We start from the raw sequence: 12,593 nt of genomic DNA on the forward strand, positions 1-12,593 counted from the left end.
GTCATTCGTTTTATTCAAGCCCGACGAGGGTAAACGCCGCCCAATTTCGAGGTTCCGGATGAGTTTCGATCGTCGTCAGCATCGCTTGGCGTAAAGCTTGGGCTTTATTCCCCGTGGCTTGCCACTGTTGGTAAAACTCCACCATCAAATCCGCAGTCGGGGCATCGGGAACGGCCCACAGCGACACCATCACGCTTTCGACTCCAGCCCCAATCAGGGCGCGAGATAACCCAATTACCCCATCGCTGCTGAGTTTGCCCCGCCCGGTATCGCAAGCACTCAGGACAACGAGTTCTGCGTTTAGGTTCATTTCCAGGAGTTCGGCTGACGTGAGCAAGCCATCTTCGCCGTTGCCTTGGGCGAGGGCAATTGCTCCCGGAAAGTCCCGTACGCCGGTTTCTTCCGGGATGCCGTAGTCCAGAAGTCCGTGGGTGGCGAGATGGATGATTTGGGCGGTGGACATACGTTCGGTGATGGAGGTTTCCGTGGCCTCGTCCCCGAGGAGGGGTTGGGTATCGAACAGTTCGGCAATGGCAATGGCTTCGGATTGGGCACCGGGAAGGTTCGAGAGGCGCTGGGTTTCGTCTGTATCGGGATTCCAAATACTCGGCATCGTCGGATTTCCCACGACTAACACCTCTCCCCCTCCCCCCGTCCCCCCATCCCCCCGTCTCCCCGTCAATTCCAACACCTGAATCGACGGTGCAGTGAGGATGGTGTGGTTTTGGATCAGGTATTCGCCGTCGGCATTGATGAGGGCGGGGAAGGGAACGAGGAACAGGGATTGGTGGGGGATGAAGACAATGGGGGATTCGGGGTTGGCGGGAAGTAAGTCGGCGATGGGTTCGATGAGGAGTTGGTGGAGTTGCTTCAGATGGTGGGTTTGCCGTGCGGCGAGTTCTTCTTGGCTGGGTCGAACGGTAATAATGGCGAGGTCACAGCCGCGAATCCCCACACTTTTTCGGGAATGCTCGATGAAGTCGCCAAAGCTGTCATCGAGGGAACTCAAGTCGATTTCGCGGAAGTCGATAGCTCCGCTGGGTTGGATGACCCAGGCGAAAAGTCGATCGCAACTGACAACGGAATATTGAACCAGGGTCGTGTTTTCTTGTCGGGCGAGTTGCCGAATTTGTTCGCTCGATGGGGGTGGTAGCGATTCATCGACCCCATGGAGTCCTCGTTTTTGAGCAAGCAAGGAGACGAATGCACGGGCGCGTCCCCGTTCGGAGATTTCGAGGGCTTGTTCGATTTGACCTTGGGTCACCAGGGAACGTTGTAGAAAGTTGTAGGGAGATGTTTGGATATCGAAAAAGGCAATTTTGTCGGCATCAGGAAAGTCTTCATCCCGTAAAGACTCATAAATTTCGATCGAAGCAAAGAAGGCTTCTGTTGCTTGTTCGTATTGCTCTAGGAAGAAGTATGCAATTCCTAAATTTCCTAGGGAAGTGGCTTCTCCTTCTAGATCGCCAATTTCTCGTTTAATAACTAAAGATTGCTGGTAAAGTTCCCTTGCTCGTTCGTATTGTTTTAGGCTGCGGTAAGTCGCACCCAAATTCTGGAGAGAGTTAGCTTCTCCGTTACGATTGCCGATTTCTTGGTAGATGGCTAAAGACCGATCGAAGAGTTCAAGCGCCTTTTCATCTTCGCCCAAATAAGAGAAAGCATTTCCTAAACCCATCAGGGAATTGGCTTCTCCATTACGATTACCAATCTCCAGAGCGAGCGCTAAGGACTGTTCGTAGAAATTAATGGCTCGTTCGTATTGCCCCAAAGAAGAGTACGCATTGCCCAAATTCCCGAGGGCGTTAATTTCTCCTAATACATCGGCAGTTTCTTGTTTGAGAGCTAAAGACTGCTTGGCAAAATCGATGGCTCGTTCGTATTGCCCCAGAGAAGAGTAAGCATTGCCCAAGTTCCCAAGGGCAGCAGCCTCTCCGATGGCATTGCCGATTTCTCGATACACAGCGAAGGACTGCTCGAATAGCTCGATAGCTTGTTCGTATTCTCCTTGAGAGAAGTAAGCGATGCCCAAACCCATTATGGAAGTCGCTTCTCGATTGCGATCGCGGCTTTCTCGGTCAATCGCTAAAGACTGCTCGAGCAGTTCGATGGCTCGTTGGTATTCTCCTATGAGGCTGTAAGCACCGCCTAAATTTCTGAGGGAGTTTGCTTCTCCATTACGATCTCTAATTTCTCGATAAGTTTGTCGAGCGGCTTCCCAAGATTGCACGGCTTCGCGAAACTGACTGACTTGAGATTGCTCAATTCCTAACTGATAAAGTCGATCGGCTTCTGCTTTTCGTTCCTCTTGTATTTGCGCCAGCTCGCTCGAATTAGAAATCGGAGAAATACTTTCAGCTGCAAGAGTTGCAGAACTACACATTATCAGTGGTGTAGCAAAAAGAATAAATAATTTGGGGGAGAGGCAACGCATAGGAAGAGAGACAAGGGGGACAGGGAGAAGCCTTTTTGAAACTCACGATCGATTTTCACAGAAACCGAGTTGGCACGATCGATCCTTACGTATGTCTAGCGATGTGGAACTTATGCAGTTCGCGATCGCCCATCCAAGAGAAGCACTACCTCCCCTTCATCACCAGCGAGTGAATCATCCCAATGAGATGACCCGAAGCTTATTTTTTCCGAGAATGACTCTCAAAAGCGTTCTGAACCCGAACTCACACTCATCCGATCGAACCACAACCCTCGAGAACGACAGTACTCAAACTGCACCCTCTGCCAATTTCCGTTCCAAATCGAACAGGAAGCCGTGAATGTACTCTTCCGTCCACTCCGAACCGTAGAAGCGTTGGAACATGCCCCGTGCGGGGTCTTTTTCAGCGCGATACTGCAAATATTTCAGTTGGGAAGTGCGAATGGCATCCAATTGCGAGGGGGGGGCGGATTCGACAGCTTCGACGAAATCCAGGTAGGCTTTCAAGTAATCTTTGAATGCATCAAATACACGAGTCTCGACTATTTCCGTTTCTTGAGGGCGCGTCCATAAAAATGCCGGCGAAAAGAACGGTCTTGCCTCGTCGGGAAAGTCTCCTCCCCAACTCAAGTGCTGTTGGTGCGCTTTAAAGGTCGACCAAATGGGTTGAGTGTACTTTTCTTGGTAGGCGGGGTCGTCTCGAAACAACGGTTGCATATCGATGGCAATCAGATGTCCCCCCGGCAGGGTCACCAAATCCGCCCCAAAGAAGGGCAGATCGTAGGTGAGTTGGGGAAAAATGACGAAATTTAAGACCTGCAACGCCTGACCGCCTTGAACGTGGGCGATCCGAATCTGCCGGAGTTTGGGCGCGCTCCAAGCATAACTAGTGGTCACCACTTCTTGAGGATTTTTTTTGCTTCCCGTCGTGGCCGTCTTTTGCTCGAACCCTTCGGGAATGGGATAGGGTGAAAGATCCAGACGCTTTTCGAGGGTGGCGATCGCTTCGTCCAAAAACGGTTGATAGAGATTCATGAGATTTCGGGAGGAAAGGGGGCAAGCATCGGACAGACACTCCAGATGGGGAGAGGATAAGTACGAGAGATATTCGATCGAAACCCCAATCTGGGGTTAACGAGATTTCAGATCGGCGATCGCACTTTGAGTCATCGCCGCAATTGCTGTATCCGTGGCTTTGGGCAAATAATGGTACATCCCGCCCGCTTGCTTGGAGAGTTCCTTCCCAAACCCGGTAGATACAAATTTATTTTCCGTATCGATAATGAGCAGTTGCAATCCCAGCGCGCGGATTTTACCGGCAATTTCGAGCAACTCGCCCTTGATATCCGGCTTTTCCCCCGGTTCTTGGGGTTCTCCGAGCGATCGGGCTAGGGGAATATTCCCCCGTCCGTCGGTAATCGCCACGATCGCCGCTTGACCGACATCCCCCGACTGCATGGCATTCAAACTCACCCGTACCGCCTGAGTCAAACCGTGAGCGAGGGGAGAACCGCCACCGCAGGGCATCCGTTCCATCCGTCGTCGTGCCGTGGTAATCGATCGCGTCGGAGGTAGCAACACCTCTGCCTGTTCCCCTCGGAAGGGAATCAGCGCCACTTGGTCGCGACTCTGATAAGCTTCAGTCAGCAGTTGCATCACCGCTCCTTTCGCCGATTGCATCCGGTTGAGAGCCATGGAACCGGAGGCATCCACGACGAACACTACCAGCGCACCGGCTTTGCGGGCCAATCGCTTCGATCGCAAATCGCTTTGTTCGACGATGACGTTCCGTTCCGGCTGGCGCATCCGCCGGGATTTCTGGTATGGGGCCGCCGCCCGCAGGGTCGCATCCACGGCTACCCGCCGCACCGCACCTTTGGGCAACATGGGCTTCACGTAGCGCCCTCGATCTTCGGAGAAAATCAGACTGCGACTGCCGGAATTCCCCTGTCGCTGGGTTGCCTGAGCGAAATACAGCACCTCGGGATCGAGCAGCACCCCCTCGGGGTCGAACATGAATTCTTCGGGAACTTCCAGTTGCTGTTCCTGCTCTTCTGGCTCTTCGGGTTCCTCTTCTTCTCGATCGTCGTCTTGCTGTTCTTCGTTCTGTTCCGGTGGCGGTGGCGGGGGGGGTGGGGGTGGCGCTTCATCTGGCGGAGTTTGAACGATGGTCGCGCGAGGGACGATCGCTAACTCCACCGCGCGGCGCAAATCGTCGGCATTGATTTCCGTGCGTCCGTCGAGGGCGGCAACGGCTTTGGCGACTCGCACTGCAAATAGGTCGGCGCGATGACCCTGCACCCCACCCCGCACTGCTTCGGTGACGAGATAGGAGACTTGGTCCGGTGTAATTTCGACATCCTTCAGCCACTCCCGCGCCAGGAGAATCTGGGTTTTCAGGTTGTCGATTTCTTCATCGAACCCCTGGAGAAATTCTTGGGGAGAGCGGGCGTAGTCGAGAACGCGATCGACGGCTTCCACCCGTTCCTCTAAATCCAACACCCGATCGGCACTCAGGCTGACGGCAATCCGATCGAGCAGATGTTCTCGCAACGGCCCCTCATCGGGATTGTAGGTGGCGATGAGTAGGGGTTGACAAGGGTGCGAAAAACTGATGCCTTCACGCTCGATCCGGTTGCGACCGTCCGTGAGGACGCTCAGCAGCAGGTTAGCGATTTGGTCGTCGAGGAGGTTAATTTCATCCACGTAGAGAACCCCTCGGTGCGCCTGGGCGAGCAATCCCGGCTGAAACACCGGTTCCCCCTGCTTCACCGACTGTTCCACATCCACGGAACCGAGCAATCGATCTTCCGTGATGTTGAGGGGAATTTGGACGAAGGGGGCGCGAATAATTTGGGTGGGAAGTTCCGGGATGCTGCCGTTGACCGAGCTACCGTGGAGTTCGAGGGCTCGATCGTCCCATTCTTCGGGTTTTTGCGGATCGCAGTTACTCAGGGAATCCGAGAGGACTTCGATGGGGGGGAGAAGCGAGTGCAGCGCCCGCGCCATAATCGATTTCGCCGTTCCCCGCTTCCCGGCGATCGCCACTCCACCCAATCCCGGATCGACGGCAGTGAGCAGCAGGGCCAATTTAATCGCATCCTGTCCGACAACGGCTGTCAGGGGAAAGCTGGTTTGAGTAGAGGAGAGAATCGACGCTGACATTATAGGTAGATAAACAAAGGAAGCTTGGAGAACGGGGCAGATTAATCCAGAAAGGAATGATTTGGGGTTCGATCGTTCGAGACTGACCCAGCTACTCGAATATCATATAACGGGATGTACCAGTTAACCTCAGTTCGGGATAAGACAGTGTCTGGCGAGGATGGGGTGTGAAGCATACATTTGGCCAGCCCGAATCGGAGATTTTGTAGCCTTCTATCCCACGAAGATCGAATCAATTATTCCACAATAGGGATTAGAGGTATCGCCGTTCTCCTGGCAGTTGGGCATGAATTCGACGGGTCGATCGCCTCTTCGACTCGATCGCAGGCTCCCTCGCCACGAGAACCGCGTATCTCTGGGTATCGGTCGTTACAAGGGTTGAAGGTAGGTTCATGGAAATAGGCATTCCCAAGGAAATTAAAGATCGAGAATTTCGAGTTGGATTGAGTCCGGCCAGCGTCCGAGTTCTGCACGATCGCACCCATCAAGTGTTTGTGGAAACCGGTGCGGGTGTGGGGGCTGGATTTAGCGATGACGACTACCGGCAAGCTGGGGCAACCATCGTGCCTGCCGCCGAGGAAGCCTGGCAGCGAGAACTCGTCGTCAAGGTCAAAGAACCCCTGGTCGCCGAGTATCCCTATATTCAAAAAGGGCAACTGCTTTTTACCTATTTGCACTTGGCCGCCGATCGCACCTTGACGGAGCATTTAATCAGTTCTGGGGCGATCGCGATCGCCTACGAAACCGTCGAACTAAGCGATCGAACCCTCCCCCTACTCGCCCCCATGAGCATCATTGCCGGTCGCCTATCGGTTCAGTTCGGGGCGCAGTTTTTAGAGCGTCAGTACGGCGGACGGGGAATCTTACTCGGTGGCGTTCCTGGGGTTCGTGCCGGTCGGGTGGCCATTCTCGGTGGCGGTGTCGTCGGTACGGAAGCGGCGCGAATTGCCGTCGGCATGGGGGCGCAGGTACAGATTTTCGATATTAACGTGGCGCGACTATCATACTTGGAAACCCTCTTCGGGTCTCGCGTCGAACTCCTCTACAGCAATATTTCCACCATTGAGGAGGTGATTTCCCAAGCGGATTTAGTCGTCGGGGCGGTACTCGTTCCCGGTCGCAAGCCTCCCATTCTCGTGCCGCGCGATTTGGTGCGGCAGATGCGTCCCGGTTCGGCGATTGTCGATGTTGCCGTCGATCAGGGAGGGTGCGTTGAAACCTTACATCCCACCTCCCACAGCCATCCCACCTATATCGAAGAAGGAGTCGTTCACTACGGCGTGCCGAATATGCCCGGAGCGGTTCCTTGGACGGCAACCCAAGCGCTGAATAATAGTACCCTACCCTATGTGGTCAAACTTGCCGATCGAGGTTTAGACGCGATCGAGATCGAGCCTGCCCTTGCTAAAGCCGTTAACGTCCGCGATGGGCAACTGATTCATCCGGCACTGCATCAGGTTTTTCCCGATTTGGTTTGAACTCGAGTTTACTCGCGTGATTTAAAGTGAAGCGCGGGTTAAGCAGAGTCGCGGTAATGACCAGTGGGGCTGAAATTCCACTATTGGAGGTGGATGGGCAAGAGCGATTCGAACACCTTGAGATTAAGGTGAACGATAAGATACTCAAATTCTGACTCATCAGAATCGACGATGATGCTTTTCGATTACCCACACCCTACACCCCACACCCCACACCCACCCTCGCCGGTAAGTCTGATTGCGCACCTGACGTTATTTGAGTTCCTCACAAATGCGATCGAATGCCGCTGCGGGGTCATCTGCTGTTGTAATCGGGCGACCGATGACTAAGTAATCCGCCCCCGCCTTCAATGCTTCTGCTGGGGTGGTGGCGCGGCGCTGGTCTCCCAAATTCGCCCAAGTCGGTCGCACCCCCGGACAAACCAACAAAAAGCGATCGCCGCAGACTCGCCGCAACTGTTCGACTTCCTGGGGGGAACAAACCGCCCCCGCCATGCCCGACTCTTTGGCCAGCAGTGCCATTTGCAGGGCATATTCGGGCAGTTCCAACGGAATTTTCAAATCGAAAGCCAGGTCTCGGGAATTGAGGCTGGTGAGGAGGGTAATGGCGATCGGTTTGAGGGGTTCGACGTTAGCCGCTTGGGCCCCCTCTTGAACGGCTTCAACCGCCCCTTTGAGCGCCGCACGTCCGGCGGTGGCATGGATAGTCAGCAAATCTACCCCGTAGCGTGCGGCAGCCCGACAAGCCCCGGCGACGGTATTGGGGATATCGTGCAATTTTAAATCGAGGAAGACGCGCTTGTTGCGTTCTTTGAGGATGGGTAGCACAGTCGCACCGGTACTGACGAAGAGTTCTAAACCCACCTTCCAGAACGAGACTTGGGGCAGAGACTCGATTAAAGCAACGGCTTCGGTTTCGGTGGAAACGTCGAGAGGAACGATGATGCGATCGGTCACCGATCTGGAGTTAGGCTGAGTCATATCAAATGCGGTGGAATTACCAATAACGCCATGTGCAACTTAATTCTCCAAAATCCTCTCGCACGAGGGGAAGGGGGAAGGGGGAAGGGGAAAATGAGACGTCTGAATTTTTAATTTTTAATTTTTAATTTTTCATTATCGACAGCGGCTTCAAACTCTTCCAGGGGATTGCCATCCAAAACGCGACCATCGGCAGCTTCGAGAACGAATCCCGCATCGCGAATCATCTCGAAATCCCGTCGTGCGGTTTGACCGGGAGTGGTGAGGTAATCGCCGATAAAGATCGAGTTCGCAGCGTACAATCCCAGGGGTTGGAGCGATCGCAAATGCACTTCCCGTCCCCCGGCGATGCGAATCTCCTGACTCGGCAGAATCAGGCGGAACAAGCACAACAAGCGCAGGCAGTGGCGGGGATCGAGTTCGCCACGTCCAGAAAAGGGCGTACCCTCAATGGGAATTAGGAAATTGAGCGGCACGCTCGTCACGTTGAGTTCGCGCAGGGAGTAGGCTAAATCGATCGCATCCTCGTCGGATTCTCCCATCCCCAGAATCCCCCCAGAACAGGTAGTCATCCCGGCAGCTTGGACGTTTTTCACCGTTGCGCGGCGATCGTCGAAGGTATGGGTGGTACAGATTTGAGGGTGGAAGTTTTCCGAGGTATTGAGATTGTGATTGACTCGATCGACTCCAGCTTCCGCGAGGCGGCGGCTTTGCTCGGCATCGAGGAGTCCCAAACAGGCACAAATTTTCAAATCGTGGTGGTCTTTGACCGATCGCACCGCATCCAAAACCTTCTCAAAGACCGATTCCGAAGGAGAACGCCCGGAAATCACCATGCAAAACGTTCCCGCCTTCAATTGTGCCGCCCGCTCGGCCGCATCGAGAATTTTTTGCCGCGCCAACATCGGGTATTTTTCAATTTCGGCAGCGGAAATTTTCGACTGGGAGCAGTAGTGGCAGTCCTCGGGACACAAACCGCTCTGAGCGTTGAGCAAAAAATGCAATCGCACTCGATTTCCCCAGTAGTGCCGTCGCACCCGATAAACAGCCGCCAGTTGTTCCAGGAGCAGTTCGTCCGGCGCGCTGACAATGGCGCGAGCCTCCTCGCGATCGAGTAACTCGCCTGCCAAAGCGCGATCTGCCAGTTGATTCCAGTCGGGAAAATCCGTCATCGCCACTTACCACTCCCTCGAAAATCGATCGAATGTGAAATAGAAACTTAATAACGCGGTGTGCAATCTTTTTGCCAAGCCATATGGTGAGCGAGTCGAAAAATCTCCCATTCCCCATTCCCCATTCCCCATTCCCCCGTGCGGTCAGGTTTTGGATAAACAAGTTGCACATGGCGTTAATAGAAACTCGCCGTATCCGGATCGGGGGCAAAGGCGAGCCAGAGAGGAAATTGTAGCATCGATAGGGGAACGCGCTCTTCCGATTCGTCAATCAGAATCAACGGCAGCCGACCCGCCTGTAAGAGTCGATCGCCCCGTTGAGCCAGGGGTTCGGGCGCTTCGCACAACACCACGCCCCGATCGGGTCCGAAATCCGCCCGCGAAATTCCCAAACAGTCCTGCAAGCCGCGCCGCCATTCACCCAATCGTTCGGGAGTATTGGCCAAAATCAGAACGCACAGACGGCGATCGTAGAGGACTCGCAACACCGATGCGATCGCCGAAGCAATCAAAACGTTTTGCAGGCGAGAACCCAAAGTCCGCAGCGCGCCGCGTCCTCCCTGGCTGAAAAACCAGTAAGAAACCCGCTCGGCGTGAATCGGCTCGAAGGTGCGGCGCAGCTGCCACGGAGGACCGTAGTAATCCGGTTGGTTGCGGTATCGATCGAGCAGCCGGCGAATTTGCCGGGTTTCTTCCTGAAATCCCTGTTGGGAAAACTGAGGATTAGCGCGATCGTCCCGACTGGGGTCTTCGGAAGCGGAACCTCGTTCGGGTGCTGGAGGTGCGGGGGGGGTCAGATCGAGTTGCTCGGCGGTGGCGGCTAAATCCTGCAAACTCCCCACCAAGTATTCTTTGAAACCCTGCACCCGCATCGCCAGGTCTTGCGAAGCCCCAGCAAAAGTGGTCCGCATTTCCATCTGGATGCGCTCCTGACGGCGTTCTAATTTTTCGATCTCGATTTCGAGGGTTTTGCGGCGCTGCTGCGCTTCGCGAACCGACTCCTTCACCAATCGATTCATCGCTGCTTGCATCTGCTCTTGTTCTTGTAGCAGTTGCACTTTGGTTGCTTGCAGCGTGGCGATTTCTTCGGTGAGGGTTTGGCGTTTTTGCCCTAACGGCGTTTGGCTTGCGTCTCGACTGGGCGGGGCGCTCGGTTTGGCAGCTGAGGGTTTGGACGCTGAGGGTTTGGGTGTCGAGGGAGTTGCGGCGATCGGATCGAGTGCCAACGGGGTTTTAGACTCCTCAGGTTGATTCGAACCGAGCGAGGTCATCTCGGAAGAAGACGTTTCGTTGGCGTTGGGAGTTGGAGGTTTGGGTGAATCGGGGTTTCGGGATTCGTCTGGATTCATGAATATCGCAATTTTCGAGTTAGCGCGGCTCGATTCGGGGTTATCCATCCGACAGAGGATAGTACCGTTCCAAACAAGTACGCAACATTTTCGGGTCGAAGAGAACCGGTAAGAAATGAATGCTTCTGATTTCTTTAAAGTAGAACAGGATGGGGACGGGCGGCCAAAAAATGCGCCAATTTTGCCAGTCGCAGTAGGGAAACGTGCGAATTAGCTTATCGGAACGATAGACATCCAGGGCCGTTGGGGTGAACCGCAAGCGAATCATTGCCGTTTGCACCAGCAAAAATAAACCGAACAGGGCAATGACCCCCGCGACCCAAACTTGTACCACCAGTAACCCAATGGCACCGATAGTCAGTACTAGGGGCAAAGTATAGCTGGGGGCAAGTTCGATGGTTTCGGCAGCATTTGACGTCGATGTCGGGGTTTTCACGTTGGCGTTCCTCCCTGCGGCAGTACACATTACTTTATACCATGGGCGGATTTGAGGGAATTGGGAGGGATGGGGAGAGCAGAGGACGCGGCGGGAGCGGGGAGGGGGCGGACATAGAGAGACAAGGGAGACACGGGAGAGCGTCGCCACTGACCCATTGTCAATTGTCCATTGACTCCAAAACTCAAAGAGATAGTGACGCATTACTCACCCCTTGGAACATAATCCAGGAGAGGAAAAAATTGCTGATGAAAATCGCCATCAGGGCCGTAACGACAGCAGTGGTGGTAGACTCCCCCACTCCTTTGGCACCGCCAGTGGTGGTTAACCCCCAGCTACAGCCGATGACCGCAATTAAACCGCCAAAAATGCCGCCTTTGATCGCGGAATTGAACAAGTCCCAAATCAGGAGAAAGTTGCGCGCGGATTCGAGAAACATAGATGGGGAGATGTTATACAGGCTCGAAGCGATCGCCAGTCCTCCCGTCATACCCACAATCAGGGAAAATAGGGTCAAAATCGGCACCATGATGCAACAAGCTAGGAGGCGGGGAATGACTAAATAGTCGATGGGATCGGTTTTGAGGATGTAGAGGGCATCGATTTGTTCGGTGACTTGCATCGTACCCAGTTCTGCCGCAAATGCCGAACCCACCCGACCGGCGACCACCACCGCCGTTAGCACCGGGGAGAGTTCTCGTGCCAGGGCAATGGCGAGCACCCCACCGACAGCATTGCCGACGCCGAAGTTGAGAAATTCCCGCGCCACTTGAATCGTAAACACCATACCGACAAAGGCGGCAGTTAAGGTATTAATCCCGAGAGATTGCGGACCGACAATCGCCATTTGCTCGATGGTATTGCGGCGGTGAATTTTACCTCGCAAGATATGCACGACAATTTGACCGGCAAGGAAGACGGCTTCGAGCAGACGACGACTCCATTTCGCAAAATTAGAGAGCGGGACGGATTTACTCACGACGTCAGCCTAGTGAAGAGGTCAGCAAAAGTATAACAACACGCAAAGAACGAAAGTTGCGATCGATTTGCGAACAAAGTTTTCTAATGGATGTTTAAGAATTCTCACATCACCCTGACGATTTCTCAAATCGCCTTTATTGTAGAAATTAGTAGTCGATGTATTGGTTTTAACCTAAAGAATCGGGCTTTTTGAGGTTAAAGGAACCGCTCCATCGGCAACTGGGGAGCACTTGACAATCTCCGTTTGGTTTGTCAGGTTTCTCGTCCATTTTACGTCCTGATGTTTTCTCCTAATGAGCACTCTGTCACTTTTTTTGCGCTCTCTGGTTATCACTGGCACGATTAGTTTTATGACTCCCTGGTTCGTGACTGGGATTGGGTTTACCGTTCTGTTGCTGGTGAGTTGCATTCCCCTCTGGAACGAGTTTGCTCGTGACGGGATGCAGGCTGCCATCGAGATTTTGGCAATTTTCGGGAATGGCAGTCCCATCGAAGGTCTCGTGGCAATTGGCATTACGTACAGTCTGGTGAATATGCTCTTTGAGGCGGTGGCCGCTCAGCGCTACCAGAAATGGTGAGGGTCTCGATCGAGACCCC

Annotated in this window: 11 protein-coding genes; 2 read left to right on the forward strand and 9 right to left on the reverse strand. The window is 53.9% G+C overall.

The features are described from left to right. Positions 1–10: 10 nt before the first annotated feature. The 4 genes from AC2215_RS27045 to AC2215_RS27060 form a co-directional block, all read right to left on the reverse strand. On the reverse strand, positions 11–2,383 hold the full coding sequence (locus AC2215_RS27045; protein WP_486813143.1) for a CHAT domain-containing protein: 2,373 nt from the start codon (positions 2,381–2,383) through the stop codon (positions 11–13). Between the two features lie 339 nt (positions 2,384–2,722). Next, positions 2,723–3,469 carry a phycoerythrobilin:ferredoxin oxidoreductase gene (locus AC2215_RS27050; protein ID WP_486813144.1) on the reverse strand — a complete coding sequence of 249 codons (747 nt, stop codon included), beginning with the start codon at positions 3,467–3,469 and terminating at the stop codon, positions 2,723–2,725. Positions 3,470–3,565: 96 nt separating this feature from the next. Then, the gene (gene bchD, locus AC2215_RS27055; RefSeq protein WP_486813145.1) at positions 3,566–5,599 is read right to left on the reverse strand and encodes a magnesium chelatase ATPase subunit D; all 2,034 of its coding nucleotides are present in this window, start codon (positions 5,597–5,599) and stop codon (positions 3,566–3,568) included. Positions 5,600–5,852: 253 nt separating this feature from the next. Next, positions 5,853–5,993 carry a hypothetical protein gene (locus AC2215_RS27060; protein WP_486813146.1) on the reverse strand — a complete coding sequence of 47 codons (141 nt, stop codon included), beginning with the start codon at positions 5,991–5,993 and terminating at the stop codon, positions 5,853–5,855. On the opposite strand from AC2215_RS27060, the gene ald reads away from it, so the two are divergent. Then, positions 5,992–7,077 (forward strand): alanine dehydrogenase, encoded by a 1,086-nt coding sequence (ald, locus tag AC2215_RS27065; RefSeq protein ID WP_486813147.1) that lies wholly within the window; start codon positions 5,992–5,994, stop codon positions 7,075–7,077. The genes AC2215_RS27060 and ald overlap by 2 nt on opposite strands. A 252-nt stretch (positions 7,078–7,329) precedes the next feature. Here the strand turns inward: ald and pyrF are convergent, their stop codons facing one another. From pyrF to AC2215_RS27090, 5 genes are all read right to left on the reverse strand, one after another. Further along, positions 7,330–8,058 carry an orotidine-5'-phosphate decarboxylase gene (pyrF, locus tag AC2215_RS27070; RefSeq protein ID WP_486813148.1) on the reverse strand — a complete coding sequence of 243 codons (729 nt, stop codon included), beginning with the start codon at positions 8,056–8,058 and terminating at the stop codon, positions 7,330–7,332. Positions 8,059–8,168: 110 nt separating this feature from the next. After that, positions 8,169–9,230 (reverse strand): biotin synthase BioB, encoded by a 1,062-nt coding sequence (bioB, locus tag AC2215_RS27075; RefSeq protein WP_486813167.1) that lies wholly within the window; start codon positions 9,228–9,230, stop codon positions 8,169–8,171. Between the two features lie 176 nt (positions 9,231–9,406). Then, the gene (locus AC2215_RS27080; RefSeq protein ID WP_486813149.1) at positions 9,407–10,579 is read right to left on the reverse strand and encodes a DUF3086 domain-containing protein; all 1,173 of its coding nucleotides are present in this window, start codon (positions 10,577–10,579) and stop codon (positions 9,407–9,409) included. A 40-nt stretch (positions 10,580–10,619) separates the two neighbouring features. Further along, complete coding sequence (locus AC2215_RS27085) at positions 10,620–11,015, reverse strand: DUF3119 family protein (RefSeq protein ID WP_486813150.1); 396 nt, start codon at positions 11,013–11,015, stop codon at positions 10,620–10,622. 184 nt (positions 11,016–11,199) lie between these two features. Next, the gene (locus tag AC2215_RS27090; RefSeq protein ID WP_486813151.1) at positions 11,200–11,994 is read right to left on the reverse strand and encodes an MlaE family lipid ABC transporter permease subunit; all 795 of its coding nucleotides are present in this window, start codon (positions 11,992–11,994) and stop codon (positions 11,200–11,202) included. Between the two features lie 352 nt (positions 11,995–12,346). Here AC2215_RS27090 and AC2215_RS27095 point away from each other — a divergent pair, with 352 nt between their 5' ends. Beyond that, entirely contained in the window at positions 12,347–12,574 is a 228-nt protein-coding gene (locus AC2215_RS27095; protein ID WP_486813152.1) for a hypothetical protein, read from the forward strand. Positions 12,575–12,593 lie beyond the last annotated feature (19 nt).

Source organism: Zarconia sp. (genome assembly GCF_057467645.1).